The sequence below is a fragment of the Actinoallomurus sp. NPDC052274 genome (assembly GCF_040679475.1).
GTDB classification, from domain to species: Bacteria; Actinomycetota; Actinomycetes; order Streptosporangiales; family Streptosporangiaceae; genus Actinoallomurus; species Actinoallomurus liliacearum.
Map to the genome: position 1 here is coordinate 33331 of NZ_JBFAUT010000057.1, position 16107 is coordinate 49437.

13 protein-coding genes are annotated in these 16107 nt (G+C 73.1%); 10 read left to right on the plus strand and 3 right to left on the minus strand.

Annotation, left to right across the window (positions count from 1 at the left end):
- Positions 1 to 31: 31 nt before the first annotated feature.
- Entirely contained in the window at positions 32 to 571 is a 540-nt protein-coding gene (locus tag AB0K82_RS35170) for a DUF5565 family protein (protein ID WP_364405355.1), read from the minus strand.
- A gap of 287 nt (positions 572 to 858) precedes the next feature.
- Between AB0K82_RS35170 and AB0K82_RS35175 the strand changes: the two genes are divergently transcribed.
- From AB0K82_RS35175 to AB0K82_RS35200, 6 genes are all read left to right on the plus strand, one after another.
- Positions 859 to 3231, plus strand: a complete 2373-nt coding sequence (locus tag AB0K82_RS35175; protein ID WP_364405357.1) for an MFS transporter — start codon at positions 859 to 861, stop codon at positions 3229 to 3231.
- 2 nt (positions 3232 to 3233) lie between these two features.
- A complete protein-coding gene (locus AB0K82_RS35180) occupies positions 3234 to 3860 on the plus strand; it encodes a MarR family transcriptional regulator (protein ID WP_364405359.1) in 627 nt (208 codons plus the stop codon).
- Complete coding sequence (locus AB0K82_RS35185; protein WP_364405361.1) at positions 3857 to 4633, plus strand: carboxypeptidase regulatory-like domain-containing protein; 777 nt, start codon at positions 3857 to 3859, stop codon at positions 4631 to 4633. The genes AB0K82_RS35180 and AB0K82_RS35185 overlap by 4 nt, the downstream gene beginning before the upstream one ends.
- A gap of 13 nt (positions 4634 to 4646) precedes the next feature.
- The gene (locus AB0K82_RS35190; protein WP_364405363.1) at positions 4647 to 5456 is read left to right on the plus strand and encodes a YceI family protein; all 810 of its coding nucleotides are present in this window, start codon (positions 4647 to 4649) and stop codon (positions 5454 to 5456) included.
- 110 nt (positions 5457 to 5566) lie between these two features.
- The gene (locus AB0K82_RS35195; RefSeq protein WP_345364504.1) at positions 5567 to 5926 is read left to right on the plus strand and encodes a hypothetical protein; all 360 of its coding nucleotides are present in this window, start codon (positions 5567 to 5569) and stop codon (positions 5924 to 5926) included.
- Entirely contained in the window at positions 5919 to 6317 is a 399-nt protein-coding gene (locus tag AB0K82_RS35200) for a hypothetical protein (RefSeq protein WP_364405365.1), read from the plus strand. The genes AB0K82_RS35195 and AB0K82_RS35200 overlap by 8 nt, the downstream gene beginning before the upstream one ends.
- A gap of 404 nt (positions 6318 to 6721) precedes the next feature.
- Here AB0K82_RS35200 and AB0K82_RS35205 read toward each other — a convergent pair whose 3' ends face one another.
- Positions 6722 to 7813 carry a lysylphosphatidylglycerol synthase transmembrane domain-containing protein gene (locus AB0K82_RS35205; protein ID WP_364405367.1) on the minus strand — a complete coding sequence of 364 codons (1092 nt, stop codon included), beginning with the start codon at positions 7811 to 7813 and terminating at the stop codon, positions 6722 to 6724.
- Between the two features lie 306 nt (positions 7814 to 8119).
- On the opposite strand from AB0K82_RS35205, the gene AB0K82_RS35210 reads away from it, so the two are divergent.
- From AB0K82_RS35210 to AB0K82_RS35220, 3 genes are read left to right on the plus strand one after another with little or no spacing between them, the layout of a single operon-like run.
- On the plus strand, positions 8120 to 8659 hold the full coding sequence (locus AB0K82_RS35210; RefSeq protein WP_364405369.1) for a hypothetical protein: 540 nt from the start codon (positions 8120 to 8122) through the stop codon (positions 8657 to 8659).
- A complete protein-coding gene (locus AB0K82_RS35215; protein ID WP_364405371.1) occupies positions 8659 to 9735 on the plus strand; it encodes an alpha/beta hydrolase-fold protein in 1077 nt (358 codons plus the stop codon). Before AB0K82_RS35210 ends, AB0K82_RS35215 begins: the two co-directional genes overlap by 1 nt.
- Entirely contained in the window at positions 9702 to 10862 is a 1161-nt protein-coding gene (locus tag AB0K82_RS35220) for an alpha/beta hydrolase-fold protein (protein ID WP_364405373.1), read from the plus strand. Before AB0K82_RS35215 ends, AB0K82_RS35220 begins: the two co-directional genes overlap by 34 nt.
- A gap of 341 nt (positions 10863 to 11203) precedes the next feature.
- On the opposite strand, the gene AB0K82_RS35225 is transcribed toward AB0K82_RS35220, so the two are convergent.
- Positions 11204 to 12817: an MFS transporter gene (locus AB0K82_RS35225; RefSeq protein ID WP_364405375.1), complete on the minus strand. Its 1614-nt coding sequence runs from the start codon at positions 12815 to 12817 to the stop codon at positions 11204 to 11206.
- A gap of 278 nt (positions 12818 to 13095) precedes the next feature.
- Between AB0K82_RS35225 and AB0K82_RS35230 the strand changes: the two genes are divergently transcribed.
- Positions 13096 to 16053, plus strand: a complete 2958-nt coding sequence (locus tag AB0K82_RS35230) for an FHA domain-containing protein (protein WP_364405376.1) — start codon at positions 13096 to 13098, stop codon at positions 16051 to 16053.
- Positions 16054 to 16107 lie beyond the last annotated feature (54 nt).

Here is a 16107-nt window from a genome sequence, read left to right on the forward strand (position 1 = left end):
CCGGAACGACGGAGATCCTCGGCGCTCAGGTTCAGGCCGGCGGGAGATCGCGGCGCTTGAGCTTGGCCATTCGGCCGTCCGGGTGGTGCCAGACGATGCCCTCCCACGGGTGGGCACGCAGCCAGGCGGCCAGGCCGGCGTAGTCGCGGGGGACGTCGCCGAGGTCCTCCGCGCCGTGGCGTACCAGGGTGTGGCGGTCCAGGCCCTCCGGGTTGCCGTTGACCTTGGGCCCGACGAGTTCGTACGTGCCGGCCTCCCAGCGATCGGCGCCGATCGCCTCGGCGAGGAACTTCTGGAAACCCGACTGCTCGGCGGGCTCCCAGCCGACCGTCTTGCCGGTCTGCTCGTCGTGGGAGATCTCGACGAAGCCGGGTGGCCGCTCCTTGCCCTGCTTGACCTCGCGGCGTGCCCACCAGCGCTCGCCGTCGTAGCGGACGCAGGTGCCGTCGAACTTGCGCGTCGGCCGGCCGTGGCCGTCGAAGACCCAGCCGCACTCGGGGTTCGGGGTGCGGGTGACGTAGCGCCGGTCACCGTCCCAGTCGCGGACGAACGCGGTCGGGATCTTCCGCATGTCCCTGCCCTCCTCTGCTCGCGGTCGGGATCGATCCTGCACGAGCGGTCCGGCCGCGGGCGAGCGGATTTCCGGCGGCCGGCCCGATCAGCCGGCGGTCAGGTCGGCGAGGCGGGTCGTCGACGCATGGCGGCCTTTCCGCACGTCATACGGCCTGAACGCCGCTCTCCGAGGGTGCGTTCGGGGATGTTCCTCTCTGGGCGGGCGTCTCGGGCGAATCGGCTTGCTCTATAGTTAGTTAGCACTAAGCAACATTTGTGCTGACGAACTACAGGAGCGAATCCTCTATGACGACGGGCGCCCACGCGCCGGGACGGCCGGACCACCGGGCCCTCGGTCCCGGGTACAAGTGGATCGCGCTGTCGAACACGACGCTCGGCGTGCTGATGGTCATGATCAATCAGTCGATCGTGCTCATCGCGCTGCCGAACATCTTCGACGGCATCGGCCTCGACCCCCTCGGCGCTGGAAACACCAGCTACCTGCTGTGGATGATGATGGGCTTCATGGTCGTCACCGCGGTGCTGGTGGTGTCCTTCGGCCGCCTCGGCGACATGTACGGCCGGGTCAAGATGTACAACCTCGGCTTCGCCGTCTTCACGGTCTGTTCGATCCTGCTGTCGGTCAGCTGGATGCACGGATCGTCCGCGGCCCTCTGGCTCATCGGCTGGCGCATCGTCCAGGGCGTCGGCGGCGCGCTGCTGTTCGCGAACTCCACCGCCATCCTCACCGACGCGTTCCCCGCCACCAAGCGCGGCATGGCGCTCGGCATCAACGCCATCGCGGGCATCGCCGGATCCTTCATCGGACTGATCCTCGGCGGCATCCTCGGCCCGGTCAACTGGCACTACGTGTTCCTGGTCTCGGTGCCGTTCGGCGTCTTTGGAACGTTCTGGGCCTACATCAAGCTGCACGACACCGGCGTCCGCAAGAAGGCGCGGATCGACTGGTGGGGGAACCTCACCTTCGCTATCGGTTTGATCTCGGTTCTGATTGGCATCACGTACGGCATCCAGCCGTACAAAGATCACACCATGGGATGGACCAACCCGTGGGTGCTCACCGCGCTGATCGGCGGCGCGCTCGTCCTGTGCGCCTTCCTCTACATCGAGACGAAGATCGCTGAGCCGCTGTTCAACCTCTCGCTCTTCAAGAACCGCACCTTCACCGCGGGGAACCTGGCGAGCCTGCTGACCGCGCTCGGCCGCGGCGGCCTGCAGTTCATGTTGATCATCTGGCTGCAGGGCATCTGGCTGCCGCAGCACGGCTACAGCTTCGAGGACACGCCGCTGTGGGCGGGCATCTACATGATCCCGCTGACCGTCGGCTTCCTGCTGTCGGCGCCGCTGTCCGGGATCCTGTCCGACCGGATCGGCGTCCGGGTGTTCACGGTGGGAGGCGCGCTCGTCACGGGCCTCAGCTTCCTGCTGCTCCTCGCCATCCCGGTGAACTTCTCCTACTGGGTGTTCGCCGTGCTGCTCGTCGTCAACGGCATCGGCTCCGGCATGTTCGCCTCCCCGAACCGCGCCGACATCATGAACTCGGTGCCGGCCGACCAGCGGGGCGTCGGCGCCGGCATGACCGCAACGTTCCAGAACGCCGCGATGGTGCTGTCCATCGGCATCTTCTTCAGCCTCATGGTGGCGGGCCTGTCGCACAGCCTGCCGTCGTCGATGTACGGCGGGCTGACCGCCCAGGGCGTCCCGGACCAGACGGCTCAGTCGATCTCGCATCTGCCGCCGATCGCGGTGCTGTTCGCGGCCTTCCTCGGCTACAACCCGATGCAGCAGCTCCTCGGCCCGGAGCTGCACAAGCTGTCCGCCGACCACGCCTCCTACCTCACCGGGCGCAGCTTCTTCCCGCACCTGATCACCCAGCCGTTCCACGACGGCCTGACGATCGCGTTCTGGTTCGCGATCGCCGCCTGCGTCGTCGCCGCGATCGCGTCGCTGCTGACCAAGCGGAACAAGCCCGGCGAGGAGCCCACCGAGCACGAGTCGCTCGGCTCGGAGCTGGCCGGGGTGACCGGCGAGGCCGGGCTGGCGCTCAGCGAGCCGACCGTCCCGCAGATGGTGCCGACGACCTCTCACGCGCCGACGACCTCCCACGCGCCGGCGGCCGCCCAGCGGGCCATGTCGAACGGCCGGTCCGGGCCGGTCATCGCGGGCCTCATCCACGACGGGGCGGGCACGCCCGTGCCCGGCGCCGCCGTCACGGTCACCGGGCCGGACGGGCACCAGCTCGGGCGGGCCACGACCGGACCGGACGGCCGGTACTCGATCGCGGTCACCGACGGTGACCACCTCGTCATCGTCACCGCGCCGGGCCGCGTCCCGCAGGCCGCGACCGTCCTCGTGGGAGAGGCGTCGATCGTCCGGGACTTCCCGCTCGTACCCGACAGCGCCCCTCCGACCGGTGTGCTGTCCGGCGTGGTGCGGTCTCCGCACGGCGAGCCGGTCGGCGGGATCACCACGACCGTCACCGACGAGAGCGGTGAGGTGGTCGCGACCACGGTCACCGACGAGAACGGCGCCTACCGGATCACCGGCCTCGCGGACGGCGGCTACACGCTGGTCGCGGCGGGTCACCGTCCCGTGACGACCACCGTCCGGGTCCCGTCCGGAGTGCCGTCCACCGTGCGCGTCGCGCTGGGCGAGTGACCATGGACGCCGATCCCCGGGCGGACCGCGTGACCGCGGGCCGCCCGGCCGCCGGCCCCGGCCCGGACGGGGAGGCGGCACCCCGCCCTGCGGACGCCGGCGCGGATGCCGGTCCGGCGCCGGGCGGGGAGGCCGAGGCGCGGGTGGAACAGGCGCCGGCCGACGGCGCGGACGGAGCCGAGGAGTCCGCCGAGGTCGCCGGACGGCTCCGGGTCGCGCTCGAAGCCCTCAACCGCCGGTTGCGCAAGGACTGGCCGGATCACCTGACCCCGAGCCGGCTGTCGGCGTTGACCACCATCGCCGCCGGCGGGCCGCTGCCCGTGGGGGAGCTCGCCCGCCGGATGGCGGTCAGCACCCCGACCGTCTCCCACATCGTGGACGCCCTGGCGAAGCTGCAACTGATCGACCGGCGGCCCGACCCACGGGACCGCCGGGTATGCCGGCTCGTCCTCAGCGACGCCGGTGACGAACTGCTGGACGATCTCGGGCGGCGCACCACCGGGTTCCTCGCGGACCGGATCCGCCTGCTGCCGGCGGATCAGCGGGCCGGCCTCGCCGCCGCCCTGCCCGCCCTCGAAGCCCTGGCCGCGGCCCCGGAACGGCCGCACAACGGAGGAATGGACCGATGACTGAGAACACGGCGCTGAGCGAGACGCTCACCGTCTTCGGCACGGTGCAGCGGACGGAGGGCCCGCCGGTCGCCGACGCGGTGGTCACGCTGGCCGACATGTCCGGCCGCAAGATCGGTTCCGCGTACACCGGGATGGACGGGGAGTACCGCCTCACCGTGCAGAAGGGCGGCACCTACCTGATCATCGCCTCGGCGCCCGGCCACGAGCCGATCGCCTCGCTCGTGGCGGTCGGGACCGGGACCGTCCGCCACGACATGACCATCGCCGGTGTCGGCGGGCTGATCGGCATCGTCCGGATGTCCGGCACCCGCCAGCCCGTCGCGGACGCGGCGATCACCGTGACCGACGTCCAGGGCGACGTCGTCGCGACGGCGCGCAGCACCGAGGGCGGCGGTTTCTCGTTCATCAGCCTCCCCGAGGGCTCCTACACGCTGGTCGCCTCCGCTCCCGGCCAGCGGCCGGTGGCCGCCGCGGTCACGGTCCGGCAGGGCACGCAGACCCGGCAGGACCTGGAGCTCCTGGCGCGCGGCACGCTGAACGGCGAGGTATGGCTGCGGGACCGGCCGTACGACGGCGCGCGGCTCACGCTGATGGACCAGGCCGGGAGCATCGTCGGCACCGCGGTGAGCGGCGCGGCCGGTGAGTTCTCCTTCGAAGACCTCGAACCGGGGACGTACACGCTCGTCGCCGCCGGTCATGGCCCGGCCGCCGTCCCCGTCCAGATCACCGGCGGCCGGCCCGTGGACGCCGACGTCACGCTGACCGCCTGAAAGGGGCCTCTCAGTGAACTACGCGAACGCCGCTGTGACGGCCCGGATCGTCGCCCCCGGGGGATGGCCGGTCGAGCACGCGATCCTGACACTCACCGACTCCACGGGCCGCCAGGCGGCCCGCGCCGCGGTCGACACGAGCGGCCGCGCCTCCATGGAGGGAGTCCCGCCGGGCGTCTACACGCTCATCGTCTCGGCCGCGGGACACCAGCCGGAGGCCCGGACCGCGGTGGTCGGCCCGGCCGGCCTCGACCTCGGGGACATCGAGATCGCCGGGACCGGCGGGCGCCGGCTCCCCGAACCGGGAGTCTGGGACATCGACCCGGTGCACTCCTCCGTCCAGATCCGTGCCCGCCACATCGGGCTCGTCAGCGTCCGCGGGCGGATCACCGACTTCAGCGGCGAGATCGTCGTCACCGACCCCGTGGAGAACTCCACCGTGGAGGTCACCCTGCGGCCGGCCAGCATCGACACCGGGAACCCCGACCGCGACACCCACCTGCGCAGCAAGGACTTCCTGTACGTCGAGGAGTACCCCGACATCACCTTCCGCAGCAAGGGGCTGCGGCGGCTCGCCGACGACCGGTGGGCGATGGACGGCGAGCTGACCATCCGCGGCACGACGCGCCCGGTGACGCTGGACACGACGTACCTCGGCACCGGGCCGGACCCGTGGGGCGGCACGCGCTGCGGCTTCCACGCGGTCACGGAGCTGAACCGCGACGAGTTCGCCGTCGACTGGAACCAGGCCGTGCGCGTCGGGATCGCCACGGTCGGCGGCACCCTCCGGGTCGAACTCGACATCGAGCTCGTGAAGCGCTGAGAGCCGCGTCGAACGGCGCCCCGGGGTCGCCGACGGCGTGTACTACATCCCGTAGTACGGTCTTCGTCCGAAGGCGAACCGAACGGCGAATCCCTGAGGAAGGCTGACGCGTGGTCCAGGCCCTGGCGGTGTCACTGATCATCGGCGTGCTCGTGCTCGCCGGTCTGGCGCTCGTGACGGCCGCCCTGAACCGCCGGGTCGGCGTGGTCCTGCTGGGCGCCGCCGCGCTGGGCGAGGCCGGCCTGCTCGTCCAGGTCGTCTGGGCGATCGTCCGGCTGGCGGGCGGCGCGCGGCCGGTCGGCGGGATGCCGATGTTCATCGGCTACCTCGCGGGGTCGCTGGTGATCCTGCCCATCGCCGCGTTCTGGGGACTGGCCGAGCGCACCCGCTGGGGCCCGGTCGTCCTGGCCGCCGGCTTCCTCGTGATCGCCGTCCTCATCGTCCGCATGCAGCAGGTGTGGCATGGCTGAGCCGACCGCGCGGCGATCCGGGCCGGGGCGGGTGCTGGTCGCCGTGTACGGAGTGTTCGCCCTCGCCGCCTCGTCGCGGGCCGGGGTGCAGATGGCCACCAAGTTCCACCAGGCGCCGGTGGCCTACCTGCTGTCGGCGTTCGCCGCGGTCGTGTACGTGCTCGCCACCGTGATGCTGGCCCGCTCCGGCCGTACCTCGCATCGCGTCGCCGTCGTCTCCTGCACCGTCGAATTCATCGGCGTGCTGGCGGTCGGCACCTACAGCCTCACCGACCGCGCCGCCTTCCCCGACCCGACGGTGTGGTCCGGCTACGGCAGCGGGTACGGCTTCGTGCCGCTCGTGCTGCCGGTGCTCGGCCTGCTCTGGCTGCGCCGGACCGCACCCCGCTGAGCCGGACCGCACCCCGCTGAGCCGGGTCCGTGCCTCGCGTCGCTACGCCCGGGCCGCGCCGGTGGGGGAGGTCGCCGGGTCGGTTCGGCCCGGGGCCGCCGGGCCGGCGTCCTCGCGCAGGCCGTGGCGGTCCCGCCAGCGCGCCAGCGGCCGTGGCGCCCACCAGACGCGCGCCCAGCAGGCGCATCGTCGCGGGCACGAGCAGCCCGCGCACGACGGTCGCGTCGACGACGATCGCGATGACCAGGCCCACGCCGATCGTCTTCATGAAGGTGATCGAGGAGGCGAGGAAGCCCCCGACCACCGCCACGAGCAGCCGAGCCGAGTCGATCAGGGCCAAGCCCACCAGGGCCGAGCCGATCGGGGCCGAGCCGGCCCGGCGGGGCCGGTCTCGGGGGGCGGGGCTACAGGGCGTGCGTGCGGCGCAGGAGCCGGGTGCTGAGCACGCCCACCGGGACGGGCGCCCAGAACGTCATGGCCCGGAACAGCAGGACCCCCTCGGCCGCCTGGCCGGTCGGGACGTGCGCGGCCGCCAGCGCGGTGATCAACGCGGCCTCGGTCGAGCCCACCCCGGCGGGGGTCGGGATCGCGGCACCCGCCGTGGCGCCGAGCAGGTAGACGGCCAGCAGCGCGCCGAAGGCGCCGCTGTTCGTACCGGGCACGGCGAGCAGGCTGACCGCGAACGCCAGCGCCAGCGCGATGTGCGCGCCGGTCGACGCGGCGACCGTCCACAGCAGGCAGCGCGGCCGGTGGATGAGGTGCCGCAGCGACCTGCCGACACCCGTGACCGTGGCACGGGCCCAGGCGCGTCCCCGGCCGCCCGGCCAGTAGAACACGACGAGGGCGAGCAGGACGGCCACGCCCGCGGCGGAGAGGAGGACCGGGACGATGATCCCGGAGTGGCGGCTCATGACCCGGCCGACGCGGATGTCCGGCATCGACGGGTCGTCCAGGCCGTTGCACACGCCGACGGCCAGCACGACGAGGCCGAGCTTCGTCACGCCCCGCATGAGGCCGGCCGCGGCCATCGCCGCCGTCGCCTCGTACATCGGCAGGCCGCGCCGGGTGAGGTACCGGCAGGTGACCGCGGCGGAGCCGAGCCCGCTGGGCGCCAGGCGGTTGGCCGCGGCCCCGGCGAACTGCGACGCCGTCACCTCCCACAGGCGGAGCCGCCGGCCGGACACGCCGTCGGCCGCGGCCCGCACGCCGAGCCCCGACGCGAGGTAGTGCAGCGTCGCCAGGGCGGCGACCAGCGGCACGAACTCCCACCGGATCCGGCCGGCCCGGGCGGACAGCGCCCCGGCCCAACCGCGCACGTCGATGTCGTGGAAGCCGAGGTCGGTCAGCCGGGTGCCGAGGACCACCCCGCACAGCGCGGCGGCGAGCAGTCCGGCGGCGACCCAGGTCCGTACCGGGAGCCGCCCCACGACCGACCCGTCGAACCGTTCGACGAGCGGCTCGGTCTCGCGTCGGCGGGTCAGGATTCGCGGGCTCATGGCCTCAACCTCCCCTGTCGAATGGAGCATCGGTGAAACAGGGGATGAGGGACGGCTGACGTGATGGTTCCTCCAGATCCACTGGCGGACGAGGCCAGGCCGACCACCGGCCGCCGTGGGCGACTCACTGCCTGAATGGTACAACGTGACTGCTGTGGGTGATCATGCTTCTCGCGCGGCCGGGCGGCGGCGGGAAAGGTGAGGATCACGCTAACCATGCGTTGAACGAGCGCTGACCAACGTGTTCCTACGCTTGCGACAGCGATGTCGAGGGGATCAATGCTCCTACGGGAGCGAGAACACATAATGAGCGCTTATTCGCCCGGCGGCCACTGGTCGCACCTGGCCCTGGTGGGCTGGGTGACCTTCGGGCCGGGCCTGTACGCCGTGCTGCTCGTGGCCGGGTGGTGGACGGCCCGGCACCGGCGCGCCCCGGTCATGGCCGCGGCGATCTGGGCGCCCGTCGGCGCCGTCGCCGCCGCCCTGGTCAACCAGCCGATCGAGCACCTGACGACCGTCCCGCTGCCCCTGCCGCACGGCATGGCGGCGCGTACGGCCGAGCTGCCCGCGCCGAGCGACCACGTGGCGGTCGCGGCGGCCACCGCCGCCGGGCTGCTCCTCGTGAGCCGCCGGCTGGGCCTGCTGGCGGGCGGCGCCGCGGTGATCATGGCTGTGACCTTCGCCGTCGGCGGCGTTCCGCTGAAGGACATCGCGGGCGGCGCCGTCGTCGGGGTGACGGTGACGTTGATCGGTTTCGTCCTGTTCGAGGGGCCCGTACGGCGTCTCGTCGCGCGGGCCCGCCGGACCCGGCTGCGGCCGATCGCCGGGCCGGGGAAGGTCTCTTGATGGGCTTGACCGACCGCCCGTTCGTCATCCTGCTCGGCATCCTGGGGTTCGCCGCGTTCGTGACCTGCGTCGTCCTGCTGCCCCTGGTCGCGGGCCGCGGCGTGCGCCAGGCGGCGGCGCGGGCGGGCCTCGTCGTGGGCACCCAGTCCGTGGTGGTGTTCGCGGTGCTCGTGGCGGTCAACTCCTCGTTCGGCTTCTTCGGCTCCTGGGGCGACCTGCTCGGCACGGACAAGAGCCGGGTACGGGTCGTCGGCGGAACGGGCGCGACGGCGCCGCCCGCCGCGGCGGCGCAGCCGTCCCTGCGGCCCCGGTCCGACACGCTGTCGCGTGGCCTGCCCGCCCGCGAGGGACGCCTGGACGCGGTCGTCTTCCACGGCCTCCGCTCCGGCATCACGGCCACGGGTTACGTGTACGTGCCGCCGCAGTACTCCCATCACGCCTATCGGAGCCGGCGCCTGCCCGTCGTCCTGGTCCTCACGGCGGACGTGCCGGGCACGCTCACCCGGCTGCGCCTGCCTTCGGTCGCGGCCGGCCAGATCGCGAGCGGCGCGGTGCAACCGACCGTGTACGTCCTCATGAGCCCGGTCGGCGCCTGCGTCGACGCGCCCGGCGGCCAGCAGGCCGGCACGTTCTTCGCCGAGGACGTGCCGATGGCGGTGACGGCCTCGTACCGGGTCGCGCGGGACGGCCCCGGCTGGGGGGTGATCGGTGACGCGGCCGGCGGTTACTGCGCGGCCCGGCTCGCCCTGCGGGCCGGCGACCGGTTCACCGCGGCGGCCTGCGCGGCGTCGTCGTACGGCGCGCCGCCCGGCGACCTCTACGGGCGCAGCGCGGCCATCCGGAACGAGAACGATCTGCTCTGGACGCTGGGCCACCGCCCGCCGCCCCCGGCGCACCTGCTCGTCATCACCGCCGGCGGGGCCACCGAGCCGGCCCGGCGGCTCACCGCCCTGGTCCGCCCGCCGACGAGTGCCGACTCCCTCACCGTCACCGGCGGTGGCACGCTCCCGACCTGGCAGCGGGACCTTCCTGCCGTACTGCGATGGCTCAGCGGCCGGCTGAGTCCGGAGAGCTGACGTCGATGGGCCTCACCGGCACCCCCTTCATCCTGTTCGTCTGCGTCCTCGCCCTGGCCGCGCTGGCCGGTGTCATATGGGTCGCGCCGCGCGCCGCGCGCCGGGTCCCGGCGCGGGTCGGCCTGCTGCTGGTCTCCCAGGTCCTGCTCCTGGCCGCCCTGCTCACCGTCGCCAACGCGTACTTCGCCTTTTACGGGTCCTGGGGCGACCTGCTCGGCATGCCCGGAGGCGGGGGAGGCGGCACCGGCGATCCGGCCGCCCCGCACGCCCGGGGCGCGAGCGTCCTCGGCGGACGGGACCCGCTGCTCGTTCCGACGCACGACGCCTTCGTCGACGGCCACCAGCTGCCCGCCAAGGACGGCCGGCTGGAGGCCGTGACGATCCACGGCGCGCGATCGGGGATCACCGCCCTGGCCTACGTCTACCTGCCGCCGCAGTACTTCCAGGACCGGACCCGCCGCTTCCCCGTGACGCTGGCGCTCACCGGCTACCCCGGGAACGCCCAGAACCTCGTCACCCGCCTGCGCCTGCCGCAGACCGCCGCCCAGGAGATCACCGCCCACCGCCTCAAGCCGATGATCTTCGTCATGATGCGGCCCATGCTCACTCCGCCGCGCGACACCGAGTGCACCGACGTCCCGAACGGCCCGCTCGCCGAGACGTTCTTCGCGCGGGACCTGCCCGCCGCGGTCGAGACGGCGTACCGCACGGTGCCCGCGCCGACCGGGTGGAGCGCGATGGGTGACTCGACCGGCGGATACTGCGCGCTGAAGCTCGCGATGCGCCACTCCGACCGGTTCGCCGCCGCGATCTCCCTGTCGGGCTACTACAAGGCGCTGCGCGACATCACCACCGGCGACCTGTACGGCGGGAGCCCGGCCTACCGGAACGAGAACGACCTGGCCTGGCGGCTTCGGCACCGGCCCGCCCCGCCGGTCGACATCCTGGTCACCACCAGCAAGGTGGGGGAGAAGGACTACCAGGCGACGCGGCGGTTCATCGCGCTCGCCCGTCCCCCGATGCGCGTCGCCTCGATCACCCTGCCCACCGGCGGGCACCACTTCAGCGTGTGGAACCGCGAGCTCACCCCCGCGCTCCGCTGGCTGAACGGCCGCCTCGGCGTGTGAGGCGCCCGCCGGCTCACTCCGGGCTCCGTCGGCTGATGGGGCTCCTCGGCGCGACCGCGCCCGCCGGCTCCCCCTGTGCTCCGTCGGCTGGTCGGCCGCCTCGGCGCGACCGCGCCCGCGGACTGGATCCGCTCCGCGGGTTGAGCGGGTCTCCTCGGCGCGACCGCGCCCGCCGCGACCGCGGCGCGCGCCGTGACGCCGCCTTGGCGACTCGACTCCGGCGACTCGGCGGTCGCGGCGCCGCCGCGGTGGGCCGCCCGACATCCCGCTCGTCCTCGCCGCGCGGGCGACGCCGGCGGCGAAGACCCGGCGGCCGGTGGGCCGTGCCGCCGGGGCGTCGCTCAGCTCGGGCAGGAGGAGCCGCGGGGGAGGCGGTACGGCGCGCCGATGCGGTAGCGGCCGGGTTCGGGGGCGTACAGGCGGGTCCAGTCGCCGTCCTTGGCCAGGCAGCCCGGCCGGCCGTCGAGGACCTTCATCCACGGGGACCAGGGAACCCGGATCAGCACCGACCCTCCGGTCGGGACCGTGACGTCCAGCTCGTTGTCGAGCGCCTGGTTCACCGTCGCCGGCGCGTCGGCGAGCGGGACGGCGTCGGTGACGCGGTACAGCCGCCAGTGCCGGTTGTGCCACACCGGCCGCAGCCAGGGCTGGCCCGCCCGGACGATGCGCGCCTCGTCGATGGCCTGCCAGTCGGGCTGGGCGGAGGGCAGGACGACGTAGCCCACGGCCCAGCGGCGCAGCCAGGCGTGGTAGGTGTCCGGGCTGAGGGTCCCGTCGTAGAACACGGCGTTGCGCTGCACGTCGGCCTGGCGATTCCAGCCGCGCGCCAGGTTCACCTCCGTGGCGAGCGTGGACGCCTCCAGGTGGGTGCGCTCCGGCACGACCTCGACCCGGCTCTGGTCGGCGCGCACCCGGCGCAGCTCGGCCACCAGGCTCGCCGTGTGCCCGCCGGTCGCGGCCGTGTTGACGAGGTCGAAGACCGGTCGCGCCACCTGGGAGACGACCGTGGCCGCGAAGGCGATGTACAGGACGGCCGCGCGGCGGTGCAGTGCCGCGGCCAGCAGCACGGTGCCGCCGAACAGCAGCGCCATCCGATCGACGTTGCTGCCCACCTGGGAGGGGATCGCCCAGGTGAGGAGGGTCCCGATCGCGTAGACCACCGCTCCCATGCGTACGGCGCGCCAGCCGCGCGGCGCGAACGCGACCACCGCCACCGAGGCGACGACGGGGGCCACCACGAGGTACCAGGGGAACGGCTGGACACCCGAGAAGGGGAAGAACAGCGCGGATCCCCCCACGACCATCGGTGGGCCGACGGCCACCGCGTAGGCGGCCGGGCGGCGCCGGGTGAGGAACAGCGCGGCGGCGATGACCTCCAGGAACAGCCCCGCGACCGGGCTGGCGAGCGTCGCCAGCACGCCGAGGGCGATGACGGCGACGGCGCGGAGTGCCCGCGGCCCGCGCGGCACGAACACCACGGTGACGGCGGCCAGCCCGAAGAGGACGCCCAGCGCGAACGTCACGCGGCCGGACACGGCGTTGCAGGACAGGGAGAACGCGGCCCAGAGGGCCGGTGCCAGCGGGCGGGATACGCCGGAGCGGACGAGCAGCAGCGCGACCAGGGCGGCCGATAGTGTGCCGGCGATCACCGCGGCCGTGCGCACGCCGATCAGCGCCATGAGGTACGCCGAGATGACGCTGTAGGACGCTGGGTGCATGCCGCCGTACCACGCGAAGTCGTAGGCGGAACCGGGATGTCGCAGGGCGAAGTGCGTCCAGGCGTACTGCGCGGCGAGGTCGCCGCCGTCGGTCGCGGCGAACCTGGCCCACAGCAGGTGCAGGATCGCCGCGGCGGCCGTCGCGAGCACGATCGGATGGAACAGCCATCGCCGATGGGTCGCCCGGCGGGTACGTGGAATATCGGCCCTGGGGGCCGGCTGCAGCGTGGTGGTCATCGCCCGGGGGCACTCTCCGGATGCGCCTGATGAGACGCCTGAGGCTCGGGGGACATTCGGTCAATGATCGAGGATAGGCGGCGCGGGGGCAAATCCGGCGCGCCGCCCGGACATTGGATGTCCCCCGCAACATCGCGGTCCTCGGGGACGTCGACCACTTTTCCGAAAGATTGCAGCTTATGTCGGCGAACCCCTAATGTTTAGCCTCGGCCAGTGGGGTGCGCGGGTCTGGCAAGGCGCTCCGCCGGGCTACGGGGCGTTGACGGGAAGGCGGTTTCGTGACTCAGCTTTTCGTGGATGGCAACGGCACTTCGGTGGCTCTGGATCCACGACGCGCCTACCGCGTGGGCCGGGATCCGGGATCGGACATCGTCATCGCCGTCGACGGGGTCTCCCGGACGCACGCGATCCTTCGCTTCGAAGCCGGCCAGTGGGTGCTGGAGGACAACGGCAGCGCGAACGGCACCTTCCAGAACGGCCGGCGGGTCCAGCGGACCGCCGTCGCTCCGGGCAGCCAGGTCCGCCTGGGTCACCCGGAGGAGGGCGTCCCGCTCGTCTTCCGGGCCGCTCAGGCCTCGCCGGCCGGGCCGGGACCCGTACAGCCGGGCTCTCCCGGTGCGTCGCCCGCCGGGCAGAGCGGCGGTTTCACGTCTCCCGGCCGGCCGCCCGCGTCCGAGCCGTCCCCCCGCCCGGCCGCGCCGTACCAGCAGGACGGCCCCTGGCAGGCGGCGTCGCCCGCCGGCCCGTCACAGCCGGGCGTCCCCGGCCAGTACCCCCCGTCTCCGCAGACCGCCACGGGCGGGACCGCGCCCTACGGCCACCCGCCCGCGCCCGAAGCGCAGCCGCAGGGCGGGACCGCGCCGCACGGCTATCCGCAGACCTCCGGCGGCGCCCCGGCGGGTGGCACCGCGCCGTACGGATACCCGCCCGCCTCCGGCGGCGCCGCCCCGGGTGGAACCGCGGCGCAGGGGTACCCGCCCGCCCCCGGCACCACCCCCGGTGGGACCGCGCCGCAGGGGTACCCGCCCGCCCCCGAGGCCTACCCCGGTCAGCGCCCGACGGTGGATCCGTCCGCCGCGGGCCGTTCCGCCCCGTACGGCGGCTCCGCTCCTCAGGCGCCCCCCGGATACGGCGGCGGCCCGGCTCCGTACCAGCAGGCTCCGCCCGGTCCCGGCGGCGTTCCCGGCCGGCCGGCGGCCGCGGCCGGGCAGCCGGCGCACGGTCCACGGCCGCGGTCGCCGATCGTGCAGACGATGAGCGGCCAGTACCGCGAGCCCACGCAGATCCGCCGGCTCGACGGCTCGCGGGTGGTGCGCATCGGCCGCGGCCCCGAGAACGACATGGTCATCGCGGACCTGCGGGTGTCACGTCAGCACGCCGAGCTGCGCTCCACCGGCGGAACGTACGAGATCGTCGACCTGGGCAGCCGGAGCGGCACCTACGTCAACGGACGGCTGGTGCAGCGGGCGCCGATCGGCCCGCAGGACATCATCGGCATCGGACCCTCGACGTTCCACCTCGTCGACGACGTCCTCATGGAGTACGTCGACGCCGGCGCGGTGCGGCTCAGCGCGCACGACCTCACCGTCACCGTCGACAAGGGCAAGGTGCTGCTCGACCACGTGACGTTCCCGCTCGGGGAGAAGTGCCTCGTCGCGGTCATCGGGCCCAGCGGCTCGGGCAAGTCGACGCTGCTGCGCGCCCTCACCGGTCTGCGCCCCGCCGACCAGGGTGTGGTGTCCTACGACGGGCGCGACCTGTACCGCGACTACGCCGAGCTGCGCTCCCGGATCGGGCTCGTGCCCCAGGACGACATCCTGCACACCCAGCTGACGGTGCGCCGGGCGCTCCTGTACGCCGCGGAGCTGCGGTTCCCCGACGACACCCGGCAGAGCGAGCGCAAGGCGCGCGTCGACGAGGTGCTCAAGGAACTCGCGCTGGACCACCGCAGGGACAACAAGGTCTCCGCGCTGTCCGGCGGCCAGCGCAAGCGCGTCAGCGTCGCCCTGGAGCTGCTGACCAAGCCGTCGCTGCTCTTCCTCGACGAGCCGACCTCCGGTCTGGACCCGGGCCTGGACAAGTCGGTGATGCAGATGCTGCGCGGCCTGGCCGACGACGGCCGTACGGTCGCGGTGGTCACCCACAGCGTCGCGAACCTCGACATCTGCGACCGCCTGCTCGTCATGGCGCCGGGTGGCCGGATCGCCTACTTCGGCCCGCCGAAGGAGGCGCTGCCGTTCCTGGGCTTCGACGACTGGGCGGACGTCTTCCAGGCGTTCGACGACCCGTCCATCGACTGGGGCGGCCGCTACCTGCGGTCCGCCGAGCACCAGCGGTACGTCCAGTCGGAGCTGGTCCAGCCGGCCGCCCCGCAGACCGGGCCGGTCACGACGTACCAGCCGACGCCCAAGCCGCAGAGCTGGCCGGAGCAGCTCAGCACGCTGATCCGCCGGTATGTGCGGGGCATCGTCGCGGACCCGATGTTCCTCGGCATCACCGTGCTGCTCCCGATCATCATGGGTCTGCTGGCCCGGGTGGTGCCCACCGGCGACCTGCTCGCACGCCCGGGCACGAACGGTCAGGCGGCCAACCTCCTGCTCATCCTGTGCATCGGCGGATGCCTCACCGGGGCCGCCAACGCGGTGCGCGAACTCGTCAAGGAAAGACCGATCTATCAGCGAGAACGCGCGGTCGGGCTGTCCAGATCCGCGTATCTCGCCTCGAAGCTGCTGGTGCTCGGCCTGATCACCATCGGGCAGGGGATCGTCCTGACCCTGGTGGCCATGCTCGGCGTGAAGACGCACGACAAGGGCGTGCTCACGACTCCGCTCATCGAGCTGGTGCTCGCGATCGCCCTGTTGTCCTTCACCGCGATGACGATGGGCCTGCTGATCTCCGCGCTGGTCAAGACCAGCGAGATGACGATGCCGCTCCTGGTCATGTCGACGCTGGTCCAGGTGGTCTTCTGCGGCGCCCTCGTCCACCTGGACGGCAAGCCGGTGCTGGAGCAGATCTCGTGGCTGGTGCCCGCCCGATGGGCGCTCGCCGCGATGGCCGGCACGCTCGACGCCGGTCAGCTGATCCCCCACCGCGACAACCCGCCGGACCCGCTGTGGAAGCAGGACCTCGGCACCTGGAGCCTGGACATGGGTGTCATGCTCCTGCAGGTGGTCGTGCTGTCCTTCCTGGTCGCCCGCATGCTCCGCCGCCAGGAGCCGGAGGTCATGCGCAAGTGAGCGGACCCGCTCGGGAACGCCACGTCGCGGCGTGATCGTGCGGCGCGCGTCGTC

Coding starts and splice junctions, on each gene's coding strand:
- AB0K82_RS35170 (WP_364405355.1), bottom strand. CDS start 571: ATGCGGAAGATCCCGACCGCGTTCGTCCGCGACTGGGACGGTGACCGG.
- AB0K82_RS35175 (WP_364405357.1), top strand. CDS start 859: ATGACGACGGGCGCCCACGCGCCGGGACGGCCGGACCACCGGGCCCTC.
- AB0K82_RS35180 (WP_364405359.1), top strand. CDS start 3,234: ATGGACGCCGATCCCCGGGCGGACCGCGTGACCGCGGGCCGCCCGGCC.
- AB0K82_RS35185 (WP_364405361.1), top strand. CDS start 3,857: ATGACTGAGAACACGGCGCTGAGCGAGACGCTCACCGTCTTCGGCACG.
- AB0K82_RS35200 (WP_364405365.1), top strand. CDS start 5,919: ATGGCTGAGCCGACCGCGCGGCGATCCGGGCCGGGGCGGGTGCTGGTC.
- AB0K82_RS35205 (WP_364405367.1), bottom strand. CDS start 7,813: ATGAGCCCGCGAATCCTGACCCGCCGACGCGAGACCGAGCCGCTCGTC.
- AB0K82_RS35210 (WP_364405369.1), top strand. CDS start 8,120: ATGAGCGCTTATTCGCCCGGCGGCCACTGGTCGCACCTGGCCCTGGTG.
- AB0K82_RS35215 (WP_364405371.1), top strand. CDS start 8,659: ATGGGCTTGACCGACCGCCCGTTCGTCATCCTGCTCGGCATCCTGGGG.
- AB0K82_RS35220 (WP_364405373.1), top strand. CDS start 9,702: ATGGCTCAGCGGCCGGCTGAGTCCGGAGAGCTGACGTCGATGGGCCTC.
- AB0K82_RS35225 (WP_364405375.1), bottom strand. CDS start 12,817: ATGACCACCACGCTGCAGCCGGCCCCCAGGGCCGATATTCCACGTACC.